At 43.5% G+C, this 24119-nt stretch carries 25 protein-coding genes; 16 read left to right on the top strand and 9 right to left on the bottom strand.

The window, feature by feature from the left end; all coding sequences use genetic code 11:
* Nucleotides 1-23: 23 nt before the first annotated feature.
* The 5 genes from POW22_RS07090 to POW22_RS07070 all read left to right on the top strand — a co-directional run bounded on the left by POW22_RS07090 (nucleotide 24) and on the right by POW22_RS07070 (nucleotide 2761).
* Entirely contained in the window at nucleotides 24-584 is a 561-nt protein-coding gene (locus POW22_RS07090; protein ID WP_272831936.1) for a porin family protein, read from the top strand.
* Between the two features lie 206 nt (nucleotides 585-790).
* Nucleotides 791-1291: an outer membrane beta-barrel protein gene (locus tag POW22_RS07085; RefSeq protein ID WP_272831935.1), complete on the top strand. Its 501-nt coding sequence runs from the start codon at nucleotides 791-793 to the stop codon at nucleotides 1289-1291.
* Nucleotides 1292-1383: 92 nt separating this feature from the next.
* A complete protein-coding gene (locus POW22_RS07080; RefSeq protein WP_272831934.1) occupies nucleotides 1384-1920 on the top strand; it encodes an outer membrane beta-barrel protein in 537 nt (178 codons plus the stop codon).
* A 5-nt stretch (nucleotides 1921-1925) separates the two neighbouring features.
* The gene (locus tag POW22_RS07075) at nucleotides 1926-2339 is read left to right on the top strand and encodes a type II 3-dehydroquinate dehydratase (protein WP_272831933.1); all 414 of its coding nucleotides are present in this window, start codon (nucleotides 1926-1928) and stop codon (nucleotides 2337-2339) included.
* On the top strand, nucleotides 2339-2761 hold the full coding sequence (locus tag POW22_RS07070; protein WP_272831932.1) for a c-type cytochrome: 423 nt from the start codon (nucleotides 2339-2341) through the stop codon (nucleotides 2759-2761). Before POW22_RS07075 ends, POW22_RS07070 begins: the two co-directional genes overlap by 1 nt.
* Before the next feature lie 438 nt (nucleotides 2762-3199).
* On the opposite strand, the gene lpdA is transcribed toward POW22_RS07070, so the two are convergent.
* From lpdA to POW22_RS07050, 4 genes are all read right to left on the bottom strand, one after another.
* A complete protein-coding gene (gene lpdA, locus POW22_RS07065; protein ID WP_272831931.1) occupies nucleotides 3200-4576 on the bottom strand; it encodes a dihydrolipoyl dehydrogenase in 1377 nt (458 codons plus the stop codon).
* An 80-nt stretch (nucleotides 4577-4656) separates the two neighbouring features.
* Nucleotides 4657-4869 (bottom strand): DUF6515 family protein, encoded by a 213-nt coding sequence (locus POW22_RS07060; protein WP_272831930.1) that lies wholly within the window; start codon nucleotides 4867-4869, stop codon nucleotides 4657-4659.
* A 53-nt stretch (nucleotides 4870-4922) separates the two neighbouring features.
* Nucleotides 4923-5414, bottom strand: coding sequence for a peptide-methionine (R)-S-oxide reductase MsrB (msrB, locus tag POW22_RS07055; RefSeq protein ID WP_272831929.1), 492 nt, complete (start codon nucleotides 5412-5414; stop codon nucleotides 4923-4925).
* 1 nt (nucleotide 5415) lies between these two features.
* The gene (locus POW22_RS07050; RefSeq protein ID WP_272831928.1) at nucleotides 5416-5940 is read right to left on the bottom strand and encodes a collagen-like protein; all 525 of its coding nucleotides are present in this window, start codon (nucleotides 5938-5940) and stop codon (nucleotides 5416-5418) included.
* Between the two features lie 249 nt (nucleotides 5941-6189).
* Here POW22_RS07050 and POW22_RS07045 point away from each other — a divergent pair, with 249 nt between their 5' ends.
* The 3 genes from POW22_RS07045 (at nucleotide 6190) to POW22_RS07035 (ending at nucleotide 9447) form a co-directional block, all read left to right on the top strand.
* The gene (locus POW22_RS07045) at nucleotides 6190-7008 is read left to right on the top strand and encodes a M48 family metallopeptidase (RefSeq protein WP_272831927.1); all 819 of its coding nucleotides are present in this window, start codon (nucleotides 6190-6192) and stop codon (nucleotides 7006-7008) included.
* A gap of 89 nt (nucleotides 7009-7097) precedes the next feature.
* Entirely contained in the window at nucleotides 7098-8411 is a 1314-nt protein-coding gene (locus POW22_RS07040; protein WP_272831926.1) for an MFS transporter, read from the top strand.
* Nucleotides 8412-8436: 25 nt separating this feature from the next.
* Nucleotides 8437-9447 carry a DUF6252 domain-containing protein gene (locus POW22_RS07035; protein ID WP_272831925.1) on the top strand — a complete coding sequence of 337 codons (1011 nt, stop codon included), beginning with the start codon at nucleotides 8437-8439 and terminating at the stop codon, nucleotides 9445-9447.
* 72 nt (nucleotides 9448-9519) lie between these two features.
* On the opposite strand, the gene POW22_RS07030 is transcribed toward POW22_RS07035, so the two are convergent.
* Genes POW22_RS07030 through POW22_RS07015 form a run of 4 tightly spaced genes read right to left on the bottom strand, consistent with a single transcriptional unit; the run spans nucleotide 9520 to nucleotide 12454 of the window.
* Nucleotides 9520-10245: a head GIN domain-containing protein gene (locus POW22_RS07030; RefSeq protein WP_272831924.1), complete on the bottom strand. Its 726-nt coding sequence runs from the start codon at nucleotides 10243-10245 to the stop codon at nucleotides 9520-9522.
* A 22-nt stretch (nucleotides 10246-10267) separates the two neighbouring features.
* Nucleotides 10268-11356, bottom strand: coding sequence for a DUF4097 family beta strand repeat-containing protein (locus tag POW22_RS07025; protein ID WP_272831923.1), 1089 nt, complete (start codon nucleotides 11354-11356; stop codon nucleotides 10268-10270).
* A complete protein-coding gene (locus POW22_RS07020) occupies nucleotides 11340-11900 on the bottom strand; it encodes a hypothetical protein (protein WP_272831922.1) in 561 nt (186 codons plus the stop codon). Before POW22_RS07020 ends, POW22_RS07025 begins: the two co-directional genes overlap by 17 nt.
* Nucleotides 11897-12454: an RNA polymerase sigma factor gene (locus tag POW22_RS07015; protein WP_272831921.1), complete on the bottom strand. Its 558-nt coding sequence runs from the start codon at nucleotides 12452-12454 to the stop codon at nucleotides 11897-11899. Before POW22_RS07015 ends, POW22_RS07020 begins: the two co-directional genes overlap by 4 nt.
* Nucleotides 12455-12672: 218 nt before the next feature.
* Here POW22_RS07015 and lon point away from each other — a divergent pair, with 218 nt between their 5' ends.
* From lon to cmk, 3 genes are all read left to right on the top strand, one after another.
* Nucleotides 12673-15123 carry an endopeptidase La gene (gene lon / locus POW22_RS07010; RefSeq protein WP_272831920.1) on the top strand — a complete coding sequence of 817 codons (2451 nt, stop codon included), beginning with the start codon at nucleotides 12673-12675 and terminating at the stop codon, nucleotides 15121-15123.
* A 105-nt stretch (nucleotides 15124-15228) separates the two neighbouring features.
* The gene (gene porQ / locus POW22_RS07005; protein ID WP_272831919.1) at nucleotides 15229-16251 is read left to right on the top strand and encodes a type IX secretion system protein PorQ; all 1023 of its coding nucleotides are present in this window, start codon (nucleotides 15229-15231) and stop codon (nucleotides 16249-16251) included.
* Nucleotides 16251-16946, top strand: coding sequence for a (d)CMP kinase (gene cmk / locus POW22_RS07000; protein WP_272831918.1), 696 nt, complete (start codon nucleotides 16251-16253; stop codon nucleotides 16944-16946). The genes porQ and cmk overlap by 1 nt, the downstream gene beginning before the upstream one ends.
* Here cmk and POW22_RS06995 read toward each other — a convergent pair.
* On the bottom strand, nucleotides 16943-18373 hold the full coding sequence (locus tag POW22_RS06995; protein WP_272831917.1) for an amidohydrolase: 1431 nt from the start codon (nucleotides 18371-18373) through the stop codon (nucleotides 16943-16945). The genes cmk and POW22_RS06995 overlap by 4 nt on opposite strands.
* Before the next feature lie 153 nt (nucleotides 18374-18526).
* Between POW22_RS06995 and POW22_RS06990 the strand changes: the two genes are divergently transcribed.
* From POW22_RS06990 to POW22_RS06970, 5 genes are all read left to right on the top strand, one after another.
* The gene (locus POW22_RS06990; protein ID WP_272831916.1) at nucleotides 18527-19384 is read left to right on the top strand and encodes a hypothetical protein; all 858 of its coding nucleotides are present in this window, start codon (nucleotides 18527-18529) and stop codon (nucleotides 19382-19384) included.
* 186 nt (nucleotides 19385-19570) lie between these two features.
* Nucleotides 19571-21406: a 30S ribosomal protein S1 gene (gene rpsA / locus POW22_RS06985; protein WP_272831915.1), complete on the top strand. Its 1836-nt coding sequence runs from the start codon at nucleotides 19571-19573 to the stop codon at nucleotides 21404-21406.
* A gap of 116 nt (nucleotides 21407-21522) precedes the next feature.
* Complete coding sequence (locus tag POW22_RS06980; RefSeq protein ID WP_272831914.1) at nucleotides 21523-22695, top strand: toxin-antitoxin system YwqK family antitoxin; 1173 nt, start codon at nucleotides 21523-21525, stop codon at nucleotides 22693-22695.
* 94 nt (nucleotides 22696-22789) lie between these two features.
* Entirely contained in the window at nucleotides 22790-23743 is a 954-nt protein-coding gene (locus tag POW22_RS06975; RefSeq protein ID WP_272831913.1) for a TolB-like translocation protein, read from the top strand.
* A gap of 79 nt (nucleotides 23744-23822) precedes the next feature.
* The gene (locus tag POW22_RS06970; protein WP_272831912.1) at nucleotides 23823-24098 is read left to right on the top strand and encodes a hypothetical protein; all 276 of its coding nucleotides are present in this window, start codon (nucleotides 23823-23825) and stop codon (nucleotides 24096-24098) included.
* Nucleotides 24099-24119 lie beyond the last annotated feature (21 nt).

Here is a 24119-nt window from a genome sequence, read left to right as displayed (position 1 = left end):
TCAAAAAACGAAAACAGACAGACATGAAAAAACTTCTTTTAGTGGCTTTGATTGGACTCTTTAGTATGTCCACGCAGGCCCAAGGATTGGACTTCGGGGTAAAGGCCGGGGTAAACTTTGCCAACATTACAGATGCCTCAGGACTGGATAACAGAACGGGCTTTGTTGGAGGATTGTTCATCGGCGCCAAATTGAGCGATAATATTGGAATTCAAGTAGACGCACTCTACTCGCAACAAGGTGCGGAGTTTGACTTTGGATCCTTCAACTTGGATTATATCAATATCCCAATGGTATTGAAATATTACGTAGCGGGAGGATTGAACATTCAATTAGGACCGCAGTTTGGGGTTTTGATTGATGACGACACCCAAACAGTAGTGGGAGAGGTAATCAATGATATTTCTACCAATGACTTTGACATCTCTGGAGTTGTTGGATTGGGCTTAGATATTCCTTTTGGATTGCGCCTGGAAGGCCGTTATAACTTTGGACTTACCGATGTGCCTGATGAGCCAGGGATTGACTTTGACAAAGGAAAGAACTCTGTGGTGACACTTTCTCTGGGATATTCATTCCTGTAGAGTATCCGCAATAAAAAATATTAAGCGTCCTTCGGGGCGCTTTTTTTGTTTGTATGAATTTCTGTAGGAATATCGAGGGAGAATTAGTCAAAACCCTGATTTTCAATTGAATTGTTAAAAACCATAGGTATAAATAGGGCAATTGCCTTAGTTTGTGTAAATCTTAAAACACTAACTTTAAGGGTGTTAACTAATTTGTATTCATTATGAAGAAAGTATTTTTATTTGCAGCATTTTTATTTGTAGGCTTTGGGGCTATGCAGGCTCAAGGTGAATTTAGAGCAGGAATCAGTGGTGGTATTCCAATTGGTGATACAGCTGATTTTGCAACCTTTGCTATAGCTGTCGACTTGGGCTATCTCTTTGAGATATCTGATGAATTTGATGCTGGTGTAGCTACTGGTTACAGTCATTCCTTTGGTGAAGAAGTAACTATTCTAGGGGTTACTATAGAGGCTGAGGACGATCAATTCATTCCGATAGCTGCCTCTGGTCGCTTTGAAGTGGCTCCAAATTTTACCTTAGGTGCTGATGTAGGTTATGCCATTGGGATTAATGATGGGAATGATGGTGGATTCTATTATTCTCCACGCGCGCAGTACAGCGTAAGCGAAGCAATAGATATAGTCGCCGCTTATAGAGGTGTAAGCGTAGATGGTGGCTCTTGGGATGTAATTTCCTTAGGAGCAGAATTTGGACTTGATTGAAAACTATCGATTGTATGAAAAAGTGAAAGGAGGTTACGGCCTCCTTTTTCTTTTTGTAAATTTGTTTAGTGTCGATTTTAAAAACACCTGCTATGAAAATTTTAAAATGTTCTTTATTCGCGCTGCTATTTTCTGCCCTAAGCTTTGGGCAACAAGGTTTAGAAGTAGGTGCGGCCTTTGGCTTGCCTACTGGCGATGCTCGATTTGCAGTTTCTGCCAATTTTGTGGTAGAGGCAGGATATTGGGTGAACATAGTAGATAAAGTGGCTCTAGGGCCAAAAGTAGGTTATTCGGCCATGAGCGGTGACGAGGTAGCTGTACCCAATGATCTGATCGATGCGCCTAATCAGAATTATTTGACCGTTGCTGCGGCTGGACTTATAGAGTTTGCCGATCGTTTTTGGGCAGGGGCAGATATAGGATATGGTTTTGGGGCGAATGGTTTTGATCAGAACGATCAGGCTTTTGGGATCCCGGTGGAGAATGTCAATGGCTTTTATTACAGCCCGCGTTTGCGTTATCGTTTTTCAGATAGACTCAGCATAGAAGCAGCCTACCGTTCCATTCTCATAGATGATTACGACGCTTCCAGCGTGACTGTGGGACTGAACGTAGTACTATTAAAATAAGCATTATGAAGATTTGTATCATCAACGGACCCAATTTAAACCTTCTCGGCAAGCGAGAGACCAATGTTTACGGTTCTTTATCTTTTGAGGAATTTTTAGATGAACTCAAAGCCAAGTATAAAGATGTAGTTTTTGATTATTATCAGTCCAACGTAGAAGGGGAGTTGATCACTAAAATTCAACAAGTTGGTTTTACTGCAGATGGTATTTTGCTTAACGCTGGTGCCTATACACATACTTCTGTGGGTATAGGAGATGCTGTACGCGCAGTAGAGACTCCTGTAGTGGAAGTCCATATCTCCAATACCTTTGCTCGTGAGGAGTTTCGTCATGAATCTTTCATTTCTGCTCACGCCAAAGGCGTTGTAATTGGTTTTGGTCTGCAGAGTTATGAGCTCGGTTTACAGAGTTTTCTTTAATGCGTTGGAAAAGTTCAAATATACTTGGGCTTTTCGGACTTGTAAGTCTAGTTTTAGTTTCGTTTCAATCACCTCAAGAGAATTATACTTCTCAATCTCGCATTGCGGAGCAAACATCCTTATACAAACAAGGCAAACAATTGTTTGAAAAGAACTGTCAGGCTTGCCATTATATTGGTATGGATAAAGTAGCCACAGCTCCGGCTCTTGGCGGTATAACTACAAGAAGAGACCAAGATTGGTTATATGCTTATACGCGAGATTCTCAAAAAATGTCCCGAGAGGGTGATTCTATTGCGCTACAACTCAGATCAGAGAATTGGGGCGCCATGTTCTCCTTTCCCAATTTGACAGATGATGATCTAAAGGCTATCTACACTTTTGTTGAGGCTCGGTACCTTGAATCAAAGAACAACCACTGATAAAGGAGTCTAAAAGTAGCCCGCCTTACTGAGATATTTCTTTGAACTTATACTACTGAAAGAGTTCGATGGATTCATCAATTCCAGTTAATAAATCTTTTATTTATTCGGATTGATTCCTAATTTAAATTGGGGTGGGGCTGGAAGCCCCCGCAAAAAAAGAAACAGTGAAACACAGAAAATCAAAGTGTAACCTCTAATGAAGATCCTTAGGATAGAGTTCTTCTTTTGATTATTCATACATTAAAAGCTTCGGAAGGACTTCAATAGATTTATCAATACCTGCGACGGAGACTTTTGTTTGTTTTGAGTGATTTCTAATTTAATTTGGGGCGGGGCTGGAAGCCCCGACAAAAAATTCCTCAGGAAGCCACATTAAACTGCACAAAAAAAGGACCCCATTTGGAGTCCTTTTCTAATATCTCATTGTGTAAATGCTTACAGGTGAATCACCTCGTCATAAGCATCAGCCACAGCTTCCATCACCGCTTCACTCATCGTCGGGTGTGGGTGAACAGCTTTCAATACTTCGTGTCCAGTGGTTTCTAGTTTACGTCCAAGTACCGCTTCTGCGATCATGTCTGTAACCCCAGCGCCGATCATATGGCAGCCTAGCCATTCGCCGTATTTAGCATCAAAGATCACTTTGACAAAACCGTCTTTGTGACCACCAGCGCTTGCCTTACCAGAAGCAGAGAATGGGAACTTCCCAACTTTGATATCGTAACCAGCTTCTTTAGCTTGCTTTTCAGTCATCCCTACAGATGCGATCTCTGGAGTCGCGTAGGTACAACCAGGAATATTGCCGTAGTCGATAGGTTCAACGTGCATTCCCTTGATCTTCTCCACACAAGTAATTCCTTCTGCAGAGGCTACGTGGGCTAGAGCAGGACCAGGAACTACATCACCAATGGCGTAGTAGCCTGGAATGTTAGTTTGGTACCAATCGTTTACTACGATCTTGTCGCGATCTGTTACGATCCCAACATCTTCTAAGCCTATATTTTCAATATTCGATTTGATCCCAACAGCAGACAACACAATGTCAGCTTCAAGGATCTCTTCGCCTTTTTTAGTCTTAACAGTTGCTTTAACGCCTTTGCCAGAAGTATCTACACTTTCTAAAGAAGCATTGGTCATCACTTTGATCCCTGCTTTTTTGAAAGAACGCTCAAACTGCTTAGAAACTTCTTCATCCTCTAAAGGAACAAGGTTTGGTAGGTATTCTACAATAGTTACCTCAGTTCCCATGGAATTGTAAAAGTGCGCAAACTCAACCCCAATAGCACCAGAACCAACCACGATCATACTCTTTGGTTGTTTTTCTAAGGTCATTGCTTGTCGGTATCCGATCACTTTCTTTCCGTCTTGAGGTAAGTTCCCCAATTCTCTAGAGCGTGCTCCGGTTGCAATGATGATGTGATCTGCTTTGTACTCGGTTCCGTTAACTTCTACCTTTTTACCCGGCTTGAGTTTACCGTGACCTTCCAAAACGTCGATCTTGTTCTTTTTCATCAAGAACTGCACTCCTTTACTCATGCCATCGGCTACTGAGCGACTGCGCTCCACAACTTTCCCGAAGTCCTTGTCTGCATTCTCAACAGTCAAACCGTAATCTTCGGCGTGTTTTAGGTATTCAAAGACCTGAGCACTTTTAAGCAAGGCTTTGGTTGGGATACATCCCCAGTTCAAACAAACCCCACCCAGGCTTTCTTTTTCTACTACTGCAGTTTTAAAACCGAGTTGAGAAGCTCGAATGGCAGTTACATATCCACCAGGTCCGCTTCCTAGAACTATAACATCGTATTGCGTCATTTCGCTACTATTTAAAGGTGTTTTTTAAGACCTCAAAGTTACGAAATAACCTAAACCGATTCCAACTTTTACAATGAGTTTTAAATGCGCACCAAGACGTAGCCTTGACGAGTCTTTTTGTAGTGGTTTCCGTTCCAGGTATAGTAGCGTTGTCCGCGTACCACCACAACCTGATGATTTCTGGGAGCCGTCTTTACTACGGTGACTTGTTTTTTAGGAGTTACTACAACACGCCGCGCACAGGAGGTTGTGGCAAAGCAAAGGGCAATAAGGGCAATAAAAAAAGGCCTCATAAGTGTCCAATTTGGTTACACTTATAAGACCCTAAATCTTGAAAAAGGTTTAATTAATTTTGTGCCTTTTTGGGTATGAATTCTAAGGCTGCGCCATTGATACAATGCCGTTTTCCAGTAGTGTCCCTAGGACCGTCGTTAAAGACGTGACCTAAATGTCCACCGCAAGTAGCGCAATGCTCTTCCGTTCGGGCATAACCAATTTTATAATCCGTGGAATATTCCACATTGCCTTTGATCTCTTGGTCAAAACTCGGCCAACCGGTTCCGCTGTCAAACTTATTCTCAGATTCAAACAAAGGTGTGGCACAGGCTGCACAGACGTAAGTTCCGGCTTCGTAATTTTTATTTAAAGGCGAGGTAAACGGGCGTTCGGTTCCCGCCTGTCTGAGCACATAGTATTCCAATTCCGACAATTCAGCGCGCCACTCGGCGTCTGTCTTGGTAACCGGATAGACCTTTGCTTCTTCCTTTTCTTTTTCTTGTTGACCGTTGCAGCCCAAAGTGACTGCGCAGAGTGCTAAAAGCACAAATTTCTTTAACATTTTAATCCAATTCTAGTCGTTCAATAGAGTCTGTCGAAACGTTTAGCGCATCCATTACAGCTTCCATATCAAAGATATCGATATTTTCGCCAAAATCAGCAGGAACAACCGCAACTCTTAGAATTTGATTTTGTGTGAACTCCGGTCCGGCCAAGTTCAGGTTAAAATCAGCATAGAGGTAAATAGAAACATCTACCGCCGTGTAATCAAAGTTATAGACCAAGGTACCATTAGGCGTAAAGAAGGTCTGCGGACACAAACTCCAAACGTCTAAGCCTTCTGGAGTGGTTTCCTCTAATAGATAAACCAAGACTACATCAGAATCAAAGACTTGCAACGTGCTTGGATAACTAAAGAAGTTTCTAAATTCATTACTGGCGTTGAAGTTCGCGTTGACTTCAAATACGGTTCCCAGTAAACTTGTTCCGTCCAACCCTGGAGGTCCCGGAGGTCCTGGGTCTCCCTCACAAGAAGTAAATACGGTTAAGGGCAAGGCTAGCAAAAGTAGTAGTGCAATTCGTTTCATGTCGTTGTAGTTTTTAATTTTTGCGTTTTTGATTTCAGAACCACAATTCTGCAGAATTGCGGGTATAGAGACGTTCTTTCAAAAGTCGTTCCAAAGTTAAGGCTTAAGTCTATTTTGTCTTTAATCGATTTATTTTGTCAAGTGTCGAATTGCAAATAATTACCCTTAAAGTGATTCTGGTACTAAATTTGGATTGTGCATCTTTGAATGGATAAATTTTGTACCTTTTATTTTCGAAAAAACCATCCTATGATATTTAAAAAATCACTCACGTATATCGCCATGGCGAGTCTTTTAGTGGCCTGTACCACGAACCCTTTTACTGGGAAGAAGACTTTGGCTTTGGTGCCGAATTCGCAGATCCTACCCATGGCTTTCCAGCAGTATGATCAATTCTTGTCTGAGAATAAAGTGGTCAATGGAACGGTAGACGCCAATATGGTACAAAATGTGGGACAAAAGATCTCTACAGCTGCTGAACGTTGGTTGAACGCGAACGGATATGCTGGCTATTTGAAGGATTACCAATGGGAATTCAACTTAGTTCAAGATGAAACGGTTAACGCTTGGTGTATGCCCGGTGGAAAGATCGTCTTTTATACAGGGATTCTTCCAATCGCTAATGGCGAGCGCGGTGTGGCTGCTATTATGGGGCACGAAGTAGCTCATGCTTTGGCCAATCACGGTCAACAGCGTATGAGTGCTGGACAGCTGCAAGCTATTGGAGCAGTAGCGGGTAATGTGGCTTTGAGTAATGATCCTAAGAATCAGCAAATATTCAATCAAGCATACGGAATTGGTACTTCTGTGGGAGTGATGCTTCCTTTTAGTAGAAAACACGAATCAGAAGCAGATCGCATAGGGCTTACCATCATGGCTATTGCCGGTTATGAGCCTAGTGAGGCCATTCAACTTTGGCGTCGTATGGCTGCAGCTTCAAACGGGCAGGCTCCACCAGAGTTCTTAAGCACGCACCCGAGTAATGAGACCCGAATTAACAACATAAAGGGTTGGGTAACAGAAGCCAAGGCAGAAGCAGCAAAATTTGGAGTAACCTCTTTTAAATAGTGTGTAGTCCACTTAAAAAATAATTAACTTAGAAGTCGCCTGAAAGGGCGACTTTTTTTTGACCGAACAACAACTAAACACCAAATACCTTGAAACAAGCACTCCCTAAAGGCAGCAAGAAGCTCATGCGCGCTTGGGCTTTCTATGACTGGGCCAATTCCGTATACAGTCTGGTAATTGCCTCCGCAATTTTCCCCATTTATTACGGTGCACTCTTTGAGATCGCTGGCGTAGATAGCGTAAACTTTTTAGGATTTGAAATTCCACAGACTCCCTTCATCACCTATGTTACCGCTGCAGCTTTTTTGGTGGTTTCCATCATTTCTCCCATTCTATCTGGTATTGCTGATTATGTGGGGAACAAAAAGAACTTCATGAAATTCTTTTGTTATCTGGGTGCAGCTTCCTGTATGGCTTTGTATTTCTTTGATCTGGATTCCTTGTATCTAAGCGCAACCGCTTACTTTTTAGCGCTGATCGGCTTTTGGGGCAGTTTGGTTTTCTATAATTCTTATCTGCCTGATGTAGCTTTCCCAGAGCAGCAAGACCGTTTGAGTGCTCAAGGCTTTTCTATGGGTTACTTTGGGAGCGTACTGCTATTGATTGTGAACTTAGTGATGGTTCTTGGAGCTCCCGAGGGTAGTGAAATGGCGGCCATGAAATGGTCTTTTGTGATGGTCGGGATCTGGTGGATCGTATTCAGTCAATATTCCTTTTATCACTTACCAAAAGGTAATTCGAGCAGTGGGAAGATCCACCGGGAGATATTAGGCAACGGCTATAAAGAGCTCAGAGGTGTTTATCGCTCCTTAGCAACCAACCCAAGGCTCAAGCGTTTTTTAGGGGCCTTCTTTGTGTATTCCATGGCCGTGCAGACCGTAATGTTGGTAGCCACTTATTTTGGGGAGCAAGAGATTGCCTGGGGCGGTAGTTCTGAAAAGACCATGGGCTTGATTGTATCCATATTAGTGATTCAATTGGTGGCCATCCTGGGAGCAACATTGACCGCCAGAGCGTCTAAAAGTTTTGGGAACATCAAGACCTTGATGGTCATCAATATCATTTGGGTAGCGATCTGCGTGGTGGCTTATTTTATAACTGAACCCATAGAGTTCTACATCACAGCCGGAGTAGTGGGATTGGTCATGGGTGGTATTCAGGCTTTATCTCGATCTACCTATTCTAAATTCTTGCCAGAAACGGAAGACACAACCTCTTATTTCAGTTTTTATGATGTAGCTGAGAAGATCGGAATCGTCATTGGAATGGGGATTTATGGCGTGATTGATCAGATCACAGGTAGCATGCGGAATTCAGTTATTTTTCTAATTCTGTTCTTCGCTGTGGGGGTGTTTATGCTGATGCGTGTTCCAAAATCCACCAAGTCTGAAGAAATTAATTAAGTTTGTCCAAATAAATCAACCTACTATGATTAAGAAAATACTGCCAATTTTGGCCATTTGCCTTTGCATCTTTGCTTGTGATAACGAACCTTTAGAGGGAGAATTTGTAACTGACGATACCACCATGGACGGTGGAGATACTGACGGAGATGGAGGAGGAGATACCACAGACCCCGACCCTACTGGCGGAACCTTTAGTGCCAAAGTTGATGGCGCGGATTTTTTTGCCAGCGGAACGAATGTTTCTGCAGGGATCTCTATAGGAACTTATGCAATTGCAGCGCGTGACAATACCACTGGTGATGAGATCTTGATCACTGTTGAGAGTCCAACTTTAGGAGAGATTCCTTTCAATTTTGGAACTGGACCTACCGTTGGAGGCGCTTATGACCCAGCTTTTGATGATGACGATCCGGATGAATCAGCCTATATTTCTGTAGGTGAAGCAGACAGTCCAGGAGTGATAAATATTACAGAGCTTGATCTAACTGCAGGACAAACCAGCGGAACCTTTAGCTTTACAGCAAAGCGCGAAGTATTTAACGATGCTGGTGAGATCGTGGAAGAGTTTGTAGAAATTACAGAGGGAATGTTTTCTGATGTTTTCTACACGGGAGATCTTGGAGGAACTGATGACAATATCTTTAAAGCAGATCTAGACGGGACAGAGCTCGGTGCTACCACTATTTTAGTGAGTACTGTTGAGGCGGCTGGAGAGACCGTAATAACTATTTCTGGAATCAACGATACGACCAATCAAGTTCTCGGTTTGCAATTCAACTTGGCGCTCACTCCAGGTACTTATGAGTTTGAAAGTCTGCCTTCACCAGGCGCAACGATTATGACTTACAACCCAGACGCAGCCGATCCTTCTGTGGTATTCGGATCTCAATCTGGAGGAACCTTTACCATCACTGAGATCACTGCAGATGGACGCTATATTGGAACCTTTGAGTTGATCCTACAAAACTTTGTGGATCCGGCAGCACCGACCATTGAAGTCACCAATGGAGAGTTTGATGTGATGCCGTTGTAAAAGAAAACTATTTACGCATAAAAAAAGCCACGCTGATCAAGCGTGGCTTTTTTGTTAGTTGATGAATGAAACCTAGTTTCTGGAACTGATTGTTCCAGATCCTGATACTTTCTTGTCTACATTCGGATTGCCTCCGTACGTAATATCTCCTGAGCCGTTAACACGTGCTTTTAAGTTCCCCTCAGCAAAAACTGTGGCATCTCCAGATCCAGAGATAGAAACCTCTGCATTCTGGGTGCGGAACATTTTTCCGTCAAAGTCACCGCTTCCGCTGATCTTTAAGGTGGCCATATCTGCGCTACCTTTTAATCGCATATCTCCAGATCCAGTGATCTTAAAGCTAGCATTGTCTGCATTTACCTCTAAACTCACATCTCCAGATCCCGTTACCGCTGCATTGAAGTTGTCTGCGCTAATAGCATCGCGCGTCATAACATCCCCAGATCCTGTCAGTTTTACTCCGCTTAGATCCTCAAAAGGAACAGTTACTTTAATAGGGTTCTTAGACTTTAAGTTGTAGTTCTTTTTGATCTTAACAACCAATTGATCTCCGTTGGTCTCGATCTCAATATACTCGTGGAAGTTGCTGTCAGCCTCTACGCTAATGGTTCCTTCAGTTCCGCTAACTAGATAAACATCCATAGGGCCTACTGCGGCAACAACGTCATAGTCTCCTGTAGAAACGGTCTCGGTGGTTACATTACCGTTTCCTTTTACTTTTTTGCTTCCCCATTGGGCTTGAGCCGGGAGTGCTGAAAGGATAAACAGCACGCTTAACAATTTGATTGTGGTTTTCATGTCTTCTGATTTTGATGATTGATTATTTCTTTTTCATGGTCACTCCGCCATAAGAGGAGCGTATATTGATGGTGTTGCCAGAATTGGCGCTACCGTGATTTCCTTGGTAACTCTTGCGGCTGCCGTCCTTAGACTCCATGCTCACGTTGAGATCGTCCTTACCGCTTAAACTGGCGTAAGACAGGTTTACAATAAAGTCAAAGTTGTATCCAGCGTCATAACCCAATCGGATTCCCGCGTAAGAAGATTTAATAGTCACATTTCCTGCCGATGGCGTCATGCGATCTACGCTGATCGATCCGTAATCGGAGTTGATGTTCAAATCGCCCGAAAGTGTCTCAAAGCTCGCTGGGATATAGTCTCCATTGCCGATCACTGTTTTTACGTCGCCCACGTTGAGCTTCCCGTAGTCACAGCTGTAGTTGAGTTCCCCAACATTTTGAATGGTACTTTTGGTATAGTCTGCGTTGAGTTCTAAATACTCCACTTCATCCAAACTAAAGCCGCTGTAGTCCGCATTGATGCGTCCACTTTTCATATAGGCAATAGATGAATTATTGGTGTAGTCAAAGTTCAATAGGTTGTTCGCTGCGTTGAGACGGCCAATATTGAGCTGTCCATAGTCACAGGAGATCTTTACGTTTCCGTCACTCTCATTGAGGGTAATGGCGCCATAATCATTGCCTAGGTCCAGGGAATTGGTCACAGGAACTTTCACCACGTAGTTTACTTCTATAGAAACGCCGTTGTTTTTGTTGTTCCACCAATTCCAAGAGCGTCCGCCGTTACCGATCTTGGTCTTTGCCGTCACTAAGGATCCGTTTCCGGAAAAATCTACAGTGATCTGGTCCAAGCGTTTTTGAACCTTGTCTTCATCGTTTCCATTGGTTCTAATGGTCACCTCAATAATGGTTCTGTTTTGATCCCAGGTAACTATATCTAGGTTTCCATAAGTGTTGTTTATAAGCAGTCCGGCATTGGCATTAACCGTGTACTCTTGATTCAAGGTCTTTTCTTTGGTGTAACGACCTTTGAATTTGTCGTTGTCTCCAGCCACGGCAAGCGAGGGCAGGAGCATCAATATCATTAGGGATTTAAATAATGCTTTCATCAGTGTTGGATTGATTTATTAGTTCGATTCCTTCTATGGTTGAAATTACGTGTTGTAATAGATCGATACGATTCTGGAAATTGCTTATCATGGCGTGGATCACGCGTTTGTCGTTTCCGCTTTCTTCCAAGTCAACAATCAGTTGTTGGTATTCCTGTTCAAGGTTTTCCATCTGAAGCATGGCGTCATTGACGAGCTGTTTAGCTGCTTCGGATTCAAAACTGTTCAGGCGTTCCAATTCTGAGTTGATCGCAGTATTAAAGAATTCCTGAGTCTGAGCCATCTCTGGAGAAACACTAGCCAAACCGCTGGTTTCTTGAGCTGCCGGGTTAAAAACTCCCGTCAATAAAAAGGCTAGGGTGATCACGGCTGCAAAGGCCGAAACGATCTTCCAATAAGCGATCTTTGGCTTCCCGCTGCTCATGGGTTGCTCCTTGTTGAGGCGCTGCATAAAACGAGCGTTGTGTCCTTGAGGCGCATTCTTGGTGTCGAATTCACCTTCCAAGCGCTTAAAGAGTGCTTCTATATTGTCATTTTGGTTCATACGCTTAACTTCTTTCTTAAACTTTCTTTCGCTCTGGAGATCATCGTGCGGCAGTTGCCGTAACTAATTTTCATGATCTCACAGATCTCTTCATGGTCGTATCCTTCTATAAGATGCAGACTTAGTACCTGTCTGTAATTGTCCTTCAAAGCGTTCATGCCTTCCATGACCGCTGCTACTTTGACCTGAGAATAATCGGCTTCTGTCAAGGAGCTCGACTCTTCTGCTTCTTCCGGCAGTTGATCTACCGATAGGTCTGTAAAACGTTTGTTCTTCTTGTATTTGGCAATACTGTTGTTTACCACAATACGCTTCAACCAAGACCCGAAGCTGGCATCGCCCTTAAACGTGTCTAGCTTGTTAAAGGCTGCTATAAAAGATTCCTGCATAACGTCTTCGGCCTCCATGGAATCCTTTACAATTCTAACGGCCGTGTTGTACATGGCCTTTTGGTAACGGTTGTAGACCTCCAATTGCGCCAGTTGGTTACCGTCTCTACAAAGACCCAATAGGGCTTCAATGGGTTGATCAGTATTTGGTTGGGTTAGTGCCAAGAAAAACTATTGTTTATGGTAAAGAAGGCCTAGCGGCTTTGATGTTACAGTTTACGACAAAATTTTTCTGAATTGGCATATTAATTGACTTATTGTAGCAGCTGATGTAGCCTAGAAAGCCCAATTAAAGGGCCTTGAGTGATGAAAGCCCATCGGTAATTGCTTTAAAAAAGACACCCACCATAGCAGTTGGGTGACAATATGACTTAAAATACACTATGTCGAAGAATCGATTTGTAAATATAGACAGTTTGTCATTGGATGATTTCAGTGATGAAGCTGAATTGATCCCCTTATTGACTCCCGAGGATGAGGAGGCCATGAATAAAGAAGCCTTGCCAGATGCTTTGCCCATTTTATCCTTGCGCAACACAGTACTTTTCCCCGGAGTAGTTATTCCAATCACAGCAGGAAGGGATAAATCCATCAAACTACTCAATACGGCCAATAAAGGCAGTAAAGTAGTTGGAGTGGTGGCGCAAAAGGATGAATCTGTAGAAGATCCAACTGCGGCGGATATCCATCAGCAGGGTACTGTAGCGCGCATCTTACGCGTTTTAAAAATGCCCGATGGGAACATCACCGTGATCATCCAAGGAAAGAAGCGCTTTCAGATCAAAGAAGTGGTTCAAGAAGATCCTTATATGCAAGCCACTATTCAAGAGGTTGGTGAATCCAGACCAGAAAAAGGCGATAGCGAGTTCTTGGCCATTATTGAATCCATTAAGGATTTGGCGTTGGACATCATTAAAGACAGCCCAAACCTGCCTAGCGAGGCTTCTTTTGCCATCAAGAATATTGAGAGCAGTTCGTTTCTGATCAACTTTGTGTGTTCCAACCTCAATGTTCCGGTAAAGGACAAGCAAAAGCTTTTAGAGATCGATAACCTCAAAGAGCGCGCCTTGGCTACACTCAAGTACCTCAATGAGGAGATGATGCGCCTGAGTTTGCGCAACGACATCCAGAACAAGGTGCAGAGTGATCTCAATCAGCAGCAACGCGAATACTTCTTGCAACAGCAGATCAAGACCATTCAAGAGGAATTGGGTGGAAGCTCTACAGAAGAAGAGATCAGCAATATGCGCGAAAAGGCCAAAACTAAAAAATGGGACGAGAAAGTTGCGGAACATTTTGACAAGGAATTGGCCAAAATGCAACGCATGAATCCTCAGGTTGCGGAGTATTCTATTCAGCGTAATTATTTGGACCTCTTTTTGGAGTTGCCTTGGAATGAATTCTCTAAAGATAAATTCGACCTTAAACGTGCTCAGCGCATTTTAGACCGAGATCATTACGGTTTGGACGACGTTAAAAAACGCATCATTGAATACCTAGCGGTTCTAAAACTGCGCAACGATATGAAATCGCCTATTTTGTGTTTACACGGCCCTCCGGGGGTCGGGAAGACCTCTTTGGGGAAATCTGTTGCAGAAGCCTTAGGGCGTGAATACGTGCGTATCTCGCTAGGCGGATTGCGCGATGAGGCAGAGATCCGCGGTCACCGCAAGACCTATATCGGAGCCATGCCGGGACGTATCATTCAAAACATTAAAAAGGCAGGAACTTCCAATCCAGTTTTTGTATTGGATGAGATCGACAAACTCGCAGCAGGACATCAGGGAGATCCGTCTTCTGCCTTGCTAGAGGTACTCGATCCTGAGCAGAATTCGGCCTTTTATGATAATTTCCTAGAGATGGGCTTTGACCTTTCCAAAGTGATGTTCATTGCTACGGCGAACAGTCTAGGGCCTATTCAGCCTGCACTACGAGATCGTATGGAGATCATCAACGTTAGTGGTTATACCATAGAGGAAAAGGTAGAGATCGCCAAAAAACACCTGCTGCCTAAACAATTGGAGGAGCACGGTTTGGAGTCCAAACACTTAAAAGTAGGCAAGCCACAATTGGAACAGATTGTGGAAGGCTATACCCGTGAATCTGGAGTACGTGGTTTGGAGAAACAGATCGCTAAAATGGTGCGTTATGCTGCCATGAATATTGCCATGGAGCAAGACTACAAGGTAAAAGCAGACAAGCAGACCGTGGTAGATGTATTGGGCATTCCTAAGCTGGAACGTGACAAATACGAAAACAACAAAGTTGCTGGTGTAGTCACTGGATTGGCTTGGACGCGCGTAGGTGGGGATATTCTCTTTATTGAATCCACTTTGTCTAAAGGTAAAGGCAACTTGAGCATTACAGGAAACCTCGGAAAGGTGATGAAGGAATCAGCTACCATTGCCATGGAGTTCATCAAATCCAATGCTACGGACCTCGGTATTGCTGACGATATCTTTGATAAATACAATGTACACATTCACGTGCCAGAAGGGGCTACACCTAAAGACGGGCCAAGCGCAGGAATTACCATGCTGACTTCTTTGGTGTCTTTATTTACCCAACGCAAAGTGAAGCAGTCACTGGCCATGACCGGAGAGATTACCCTTCGCGGTAAAGTTTTACCAGTAGGAGGGATTAAAGAAAAGATCTTGGCGGCCAAGCGTGCACGTATCAAGGAGATCATTCTTTGTGAGGACAATAAACGCGATGTGGAAGAGATCAATCCGCAGTACTTGAAAGGGGTGACTTTTCACTACGTCAAAGACATGGGTGAGGTGATCGATGCAGCCCTCTTAAAGCAAAAAGTAGCAAAGGCTAAAAAGCTCTAAGGCTAAATCGGTGGAATCGCCCAGATTGCAGGCCATTCGTTTTTTTCTAGCTCAAAAATAAATTATACTTGCAATCGTTAATGGAATAACCGGTTTATCCAATCCATGTCCAAAAAAATTGCTGTCCTATTCCTGTTGATTGCCAGTGCTACCGCGAGCGCTCAGATTGGAGGCCGATACACCTATCAGTTTCTCAATTTGGTGAACTCTCCGCGGCAGGCAGCTTTGGGTGGAAAAGTGATCACCAATTACGACTGGGATCCATCGCAGGGACTCTACAATCCTGCATCGATCAATCCAGAGATGGACAATCAACTGCAGATCAATTACGTCAACTATTTTGCGGACGTAAACTATGGAACGGCTTCTTATGCCTATCTCTGGGACAGACGCACCCAAGTTTTACACGCTGGGGTGACCTACATCAACTACGGACAATTTGATGGTTTTGATGAGGCAGGAAACCCAACCAACAGTTTTAGTGGAGGAGAAGTTGCCCTTTCCGCAGGTTATGCTAGAAACATCCCTTATACGGATTTTCACGTTGGTGCAAACGTCAAGCTCATCTCTTCCAAGCTAGAACAGTACAGCTCCTTTGGTGGTGCCATAGATCTGGCGATCATGTACGTCTATGAGCCTTGGGATCTGCACATCTCTGCTGTGGCACGGAATATAGGAACGCAGTTCACGCCTTTTAATGAGGTCTATGAGCCTTTGCCCTTTGAGCTGATCTTTGGTATTTCTCAAACCCTACAGAACATTCCGATTCGCTGGCATTTTACCTTGGAGAACATGCAGGTTTGGAACATTGCCTTTGAAAACCCGAACCGTTCCATTACAGACTTAGAAGGTGGCGTGGTTACCGAAAACATCAACTTTTTTGACAACGCCATTCGCCACATGATCTTTGGTCTGGAACTCTTCCCAGAAAGCGGATTCAACATTCGTTTGGGATACAACGTGCGCAGAGCCGAAGAACTTCGTATTTTAGAGCAACGAGCTTTTGCCGGCCTCAGTGCTGGTTTCGGGATAAAACTCAACAAGATCAGACTCAGTTACAGCTATTCGCAGTACAGTGCTGCTGCTAACGCCAGTTTCTTTGGTCTGAACATAGATCTGAATCGCTAATGCGCAAAATTACTATAGCCATAGACGGCTATTCTTCTACCGGAAAATCTACAGTCGCCAAGCAATTGGCAGATTACCTCGGTTATATCTACGTGGACACCGGAGCCATGTACCGTTCCATTACCCTTTATGCCTTAAATGAGGGAATAATTAAAGGCGAGGATCTCAACAAAGAAGCCTTAATTGCTGCCTTACCTCAAATAGAGGTTGCTTTCTCTTATGATTCTGATTCAGGCACTTCTCAAGTTTTGCTCAACGGTGAAAGAGTTGGGAGCACGATTCGAACCCTTGAAGTCTCTGAGCACGTCAGCCCTGTAGCGGCCATTCCTGAGGTGCGTAAAAAGTTAGTCGCTATTCAGCATCAAATGGGCAAGGAAGGTGGAATTGTCATGGACGGTCGCGATATTGGGACCGTGGTATTCCCGAATGCCGAGCTGAAGATCTTTATGACCGCAGATGCTGCGGAGCGTGCTAAACGCCGCTACTTAGAACTTAAAAATCGAGGTGATAATATTACTTATGACGAGGTCTATGAGAACGTCACCGAGCGCGATCGTATAGATACCACAAGAGCAGACTCTCCACTGGTTAAAGCGGCAGACGCCATTGAGATCGACAATACAGAAACCAACCTAGAAGATCAGTTCCACACTATTTTGCAATTGGTCAAAGACCGAATTGCGGGACGGGTTTAGTTCTGCCCAATTGGTGGTGGTCCGTCTGGAATAAGTGCTTTGTACTCGTAGTCGCCTTTACGCTCTACGAATTCTGCTTTAACTTCTTTTACTTTCTCCGGATCTTCAAATAGATCTACCATGGTCATGGCCATAGCGCGAGTGGCTTGCAACATTCCTTTATGCCCAATGCTCATTCCGCCGCAGGCTACTACAGCCCAACTGTGCCAAGGAGTGTCCTTAGGCGCAACAGTTACGCCCAAGTTGATGTTGGCTACGTTCCAGCTTACATCGCCCACGTCTGTAGAACCTCCTCCTGGATTCTCACGCGTATCCAAAAGTGGACTAATACTGCTGTCCATTCCTACTTGAGGCTTGCCGGTCAGTTCTTGAATCTTCTTTCCAAAGGCAATTTCTTCATCGGTGTATTCAATAGGGCCCAAAAGCTCTAAGTTCTTTTGCATGATGGCTCCTCCAGTACGATTCACCAAGACCTCGTGAATACCAGAGATGAGGGAAACCTTGTATTCCACATTCGCCATGATAGCAGCACCTTCTGCCATTTTCATGACTTGTTCGTAAACTGGCATCATTCCCGCACGGTCTGAATTTCTTACCCGTACCCAAAGTCTGGAATAATCGGGAACCACATTTACTACTTGTCCGCCGTCTTGAATATGATAGTGCATACGCACCGTAGGGCGTACGTGCTCTCTGTAGTAATTGATCCCTTGAGTGTAGAGCTCTAAGGCATCAGAGGCCGAACGGCCATTCCAAGGGTCAGCAGCTGCGTGGGCCGCTTGTCCGTAAAACTCCACCATAAAATCTACTAAGGCCAATGAACTCTGTACATCTGCCTCCGTTTTAGCACTGGGGTGCCAGCTGATGTTCACATCAACGCCTTCCCACGCTCCAGCTTCTATCATCCAAAGTTTACCAAAGAACTTTTCTTCAGCAGGGGTCCCCATGAATTTTACCGTTCCGGTGATCTTGCCAGCTTCCATCAGTTCCTTAATGGCAATTGCTGCTCCCAAAGATGCAGTTCCAAACATATTGTGTCCGCAGCCATGGCCACCCGCACCTTCTTCTAAAGGCTCTTTGGTGGGTTGTGCTTTTTGCGATATCCCCGGAAGGGCGTCAAACTCGCCTAAAATACTGATCACCGGTTCACCACTACCATAGGTAGCAATGAAGGCTGTTGGCATGCCGCCAATGTTCTTTTCTACTTTAAAGCCGTTAGCTTCTGCGTAGTCTGCCAAGATCTTGGAAGACTTGGTTTCTTGAAAGGCCAATTCGGCGTTAGCCCAAATAGCGTCTGAGATCTCAATGAGATTTTTCTGATGCTTTTCTACGGATGCTAAAATTGCTTTCTTGTTTTCAGTAAGTCCTTGCTGGGCAAAGAGGCTGCCGCTAATAAGCAACAAACATAGGGAGATGATTCTTTTCATACGAGGTTGGTTTAGAATCTAAAAGTACGGATTAGTTCTAAAAATTGGAAGTTACACCTCGGCAAATCCCTTACAATGCCGCTGTTAAAATATAGGGCAATTGACTAATAGACACTTGAATGTGATTGTGTTATGTTTGTGAAAATCCACATTATGAATTATCGCATCATCCTTTTAACTGCCCTTTTTACTGCATTCACAGTAAATGCATTCGCTCAAATTGAACCGGACTATTTGGAAGACTTTAAAGTCAAGCCCAAATCCTTTACGGTAGAGGAGGTCAAACAGAAAAAGACCAAAGACGGTAATGTTGAAATTCAGAAGATCACGCGTTATGAATTGGAACTCGACTACAGTCGAATCAAATCTCAAGTGGTCTATGATACCGTGAATGGAATTGTTTACAATCAGCGTGTGAGTTATTCTTATTTGGATGACGCCGATCAAAACCTCAGTCAGATCAAAAGAGTTGACTTTGAGGGAAATGATGTGTTTCAAATTGATTATCAGTGGGATGCTAACGGGCTTTGGCTGCAAAAAGAGACGCATCTAAACAATACTGGAGATGTGGTGAAGACCATTGTCTACAGTATAGGCGCTTGTGAAGCGCAAGAAATGCAAGACTTAACGGATGATCAAGCCTATCATTGCGAGACACGAGAGATCACCAATACCTTTAAGACCTTTAAGTCGATTAAGGCCTATGGGGAGTATGGAATCTCCAGAGCATTGAGTTATAAGGACAGCTCCACCTTAGATGCTGTAATTGATTATTTATATGATGATAGCGGACGATTAATTCAAGAAACAAGACGCAGCGCATCGGGTAGGGAAACGGTCTCCACCTACAGTTATAACGAGCAGGGAGATGTTGTGGCATTCAAGAAGGGTCGTGTCAGTTTTACTTATGAATACACCTACGATGATAAAGGCAACTGGATCACCAAGATAGAACGTCCACGAATAGGATCTGTGGAGCGCGTATATACCCGCACTTTTGTTTACCGCTAGACTTTTGATTTTCAAAATATTTGGTGTACTTTTGCCGTCCTTTTTGGCGGTATGGAAGCATCAAAAAGGAATAAAACAAAGTAGAAAACTTCTGTACGGTCTGATCCGCAGTAAAGCTTCCCGAGAACTACAGAATACAAACCCTTATTTTTCGACTGCACAAGCGGCGAAGAATAAATTCAATTTATGGCTCAAAAAGCTAAAGAAGAAGCGGTAGTAGCAGAAGCTACTGAAGCTAAAAAAGCCCAAGAGGCTCCAGCGGTATCTCCAGCTCAGGAGAACCCTGAAAAATTCCTTAAAGAATTCGACTGGCACAACTACGAAGAGGGGATCGACCCTATCGAAGACTCTAAACTAGAAGAGTTTGAAAAGTTAGTTGCTGAGAATTTTGTTGACACCTTAGATGATGAGGTAGTTGAAGGTGAGGTTATTCACATGACCGAGCGTGACGCGATCATCGACATCAACGCAAAAAGTGAAGGTGTTATTTCACTAAACGAGTTCCGTTACAACCCGGATCTAAAAGTAGGTGACAAAGTAGAAGTATTGATCGATGTGCGTGAAGACAGCACAGGACAATTGATCCTGTCTCACCGTAAGGCACGTACTATCAAAGCTTGGGATCGTGTAAACGAAGCTCATGACGAAGGTAGTATCGTTAACGGTTACGTGAAGTGTCGTACTAAAGGAGGTATGATCGTTGATGTATTTGGAATCGAGGCGTTCTTGCCAGGTTCTCAGATCGACGTGAAGCCAATCCGCGACTACGATATGTACGTTGGAAAAACTATGGAATTCAAAGTGGTTAAGATCAACCACGAGTTCAAAAACGTAGTTGTTTCTCACAAAGCGCTTATCGAAGCAGATATCGAAGAACAAAAGAAAGAGATCATTTCTCAATTGGAGAAAGGTCAAGTATTGGAAGGTGTTGTAAAGAACATCACATCTTACGGTGTATTCGTAGACCTTGGAGGTGTAGATGGATTAGTACACATTACCGACTTGTCTTGGTCTCGTATCAACCACCCAAGCGAGATCGTAGAATTGGATCAGAAGCTGAACGTGGTAATCTTAGACTTCGACGAAAACAAAACAAGAATCCAACTTGGATTGAAGCAGCTTAGCGCACACCCATGGGATGCACTAGGTGAAGAAGTGAAGATCGGTGACAAAGTAAAAGGTAAAGTTGTTGTAATCGCAGATTACGGTGCATTTATCGAAGTTGCTGAAGGTGTTGAAGGTTTGATCCACGTTTCTGAAATGAGCTGGTCTACACACTTGAGAAGTGCGCAAGACTTTGTAAACGTTGGAGACGAGATCGAAGCAGTTATCTTGACACTTGATCGCGAAGAGCGTAAAATGAGTCTAGGTATCAAGCAATTGACTCCAGACCCATGGACTGATATCACAACTAAGTATCCTGTTGGATCTAAGCACAGTGGAATCGTACGTAACTTCACTAACTTCGGTGTATTCGTAGAGTTGGAAGAAGGAATCGACGGTCTTATTTACATCTCTGACCTTTCTTGGACTAAGAAAGTGAAGCACCCAAGTGAGTTTACCAATGTTGGTGATACTCTAGAGGTGATCGTTTTGGAGTTGGATGTGGAAGGACGCAAGCTAAGCCTTGGTCACAAGCAGACTACAGAGAACCCTTGGGACAAGTATGAAGATGACTTCGGAGTTGGAAGCAAGCACACTGCTGCCATCACTGAGATCGTTGACAAAGGAGCTACTATTACTTTCAACGAAGATATCGTAGCCTTTGTACCACAGCGTCACATGGAGAAGGAAGACGGTACCAAGCTTAAGAAAGGTGAGGAAGCTGAATTCCAAATCATTGAGTTTAGTAAAGACTTCAAGCGTGTAGTTGCCTCTCACATGGTGATCCACCGCGAAGAAGAAGCCAAGAACGTTCGCGCTGCACAAAAGAAGCAGTCAGAACAGGTTGAAAAACCAACCCTTGGTGATGCTAACGCTAAACTTCAAGAGTTGAAAGACAAGATGGACGGGAAGAAATAATTTCCAGCCTCTTTAAAAATAGAAGCCCTCCGGTAACGGGGGGCTTTTTTTATACACGGTACTGGGTATGTTTTGCCTTACTACCGCACACTAGTTTTGGAGTAAATATTAATAACATGAGAATCCTATTTTATTTACTAGTGTGTTTTTGCGCCCTCACAGCAAAAGGGCAAATGAGCGACTCTGAGATCCTTGAAGAAGTCATTGACTATATCGAGTATAAAGACGATAGCCAGTACAGCCGTATGGTTGACTACAGCATGTCTAACTCCAACGAGACCGTAACGAGTTACTTTGGTGACTTTAGCTCTATCTATGCCAGAAACGTTATCATAGAATACCGTAGCTATGATGGAAATCGTGCCATATACAAAGGTGTTGTTGGGGTGGCAAAGGATACCAGGCCTGGAAAGAATGGTGCTTATTTTATAATCCCCGGAGACGAACATATTTACAAATTCGGAACCTGGGTAGAGAAAGACGATTATGGAGATCTTTATGAAAAGCGGGTTTACAACAGCCGAGGTTTGTTGGTTGAACTCTATTCTTACTATGAGGGTGAATTGTACAACCGAGAGGTATTTAAAGGACAGGAACTGGAAGAAGACCCTTTTGAAACCTACTACTATGAAGACGGAAAGTTAGATTATAAAGAGACTCCCACCGCCGATGTTGGTCTAAATACTGACGGATCTGTGAGCTGGAGTGTCAACAAGGTAGACGGAAAGCGCCACGGAGAATACAAACAGCTCTTTCCCAACTCCATTCAAGTGAGCCATCAAGGAACCTATGTATACGGATCCTTAGAAGGGCCGTATACCACTTTTTATGAGGATGGATCCAAAAGAACGGAAGAGAGTTATAAAGGCGGCGATCGCAATGGTTTGTATACCTCATATATGGAAAATGGGGACATAGAGGAGCAGGGTAATTACAAGAAAGGAGAACGCGATGGTAAATGGCGCCTGACTTTTAAAACCTCTTCCGAATTTGAATATCCCTATTTCACGGACGAAGACTTTGAACTGGAACCCTATCTGGAAATAGGTCCTTATTTCTACAAAACAGGTAAGTACAGAAACGGGGAAGAGCAAGATGATGTTGAGATCTTTTATATGAGCGGAGAGACCTTGATCTCTTACTCAGGCTCACGCTTGAAATACTATTACAGAAATGGGAAAGTTTGTCTGGAAGGCAAAATTGATCGCTACGGCGAACCCAAAGGCACTTGGAGTTTTTATGATGAAACGGGAGATTTGGTCAAAAAGCTTCAGGTAGACGAGTATTAATCCTTCGATTATACTCTCCGGAGCCTCCTGTAAAAGGGAGGCTTTTTTGTCACAATGAATAAAATATCGCTAACTTCAAGGAAATCTTTGATTTATGAAGTTTGTATTTCCGCTTTTATGTCTTGTTTTTATTTGCTTGGGATGCGATTCAGACAGCCCCAAACCCTTTCCGAAGTATTCTAAAGTCGCTTTAAATGAACCTGTGTTATTCGCTCCGGGAATCGTTTCTACAGAACTCAATGAGTTTGAATTGGGCTTTAGTGCCGATGGCTACACGGCTTACTTTTCCAGGCGTAAAGAAGGGGAGAAGCAAAAGCTTTTTGTCACCACCTTTAACGACAGTATGTGGAGCAGCCCCGTATTGGCCGATTTTTCCACAGATAGAGACGAAACGGTAAGCATCACTCCAGACGGAAACACGCTATATTTTGGCTCAGAGCGACCCATTGAAGGGTGTCCAAACTTAGGAGGCTTTGATATGAATATTTGGCAAATGACCAAGGATGAATCGGGACGTTGGGGTAAGCCAACATCATTGCCGGCCCCCATCAACGAAGTACAAGTAAAGGATGAGAATTGGCCTTCCTCCAACAATAATTTCTTCTTCACCAATGATGGTGAGCAATTCTATTACACTACTATGAAGCGGGGAGACTATGCCATCAGACTTTATACCACCACCAAGACAGCAAAAGGATTCTCTGAGCCAGAAGTGATCAATGGTTTCTTTGAGAATGACAGTACTTGGGTCTATTCTGCAGTGATCAGTCCAGATGATCAGTATCTGGTCTTTAATTCCTATGGAGCGCCTGGTGGAGCAGGTGGGGAAGACCTCTATGTTTCCAAACGCAGTGCCGACGGTTGGACTCAGGCAAAACCTTTGAGTCTGCTCAATACCAAAAATGAAGAGACCAGCCCTCGCTTTTCTAGAGACGGCAAATACTTCTTTTTTACTCAAGCGGAGAATTTAGGGAATTACGAGTACGGCCCGTGGAATATTTACTTTATGGATACCGAGGCTTTAGGCTTGGACCAACTCTTTGATTGACTTTGAATCTTTCATTGCGGTTTTCAAGTAATTCTAAATACTAATTTGAGTTTTCTGCGGTTATAAAAAGAAAACTTCTATGAATAAAGTATTGAGCAACAAGGGGCTTACTGTGGTCAATTTTTTGATCGTTGCCTATTTTTCACTCTTGTATTTGGTCAATTACTATCAGCTTAAAAGTCAGGCCATACAAGCCGTAGGTGAACTTTTGACCATTCCTTTTTTGATCGCGTTGGTTGTTTTTACCGCTATTGGAATCAAATACTTAACGCAAAGCAAAAAACAGTTTTGGACGGTAGTTTCTATTGTTCTATTGGGGCTTTGTGCTATCGCCACGGTAAAGAGTTTTTTCTAAAAGCGTAACTTACAGGCTTAT

Origin of the sequence: Gilvibacter sediminis (genome assembly GCF_028561565.1) — a bacterium.
Lineage (GTDB): Bacteria > Bacteroidota > Bacteroidia > Flavobacteriales > Flavobacteriaceae > Gilvibacter > Gilvibacter sediminis.
Note: the sequence above shows the minus strand (reverse complement) of the source record. Positions and strands in the feature narration are given on the sequence as shown.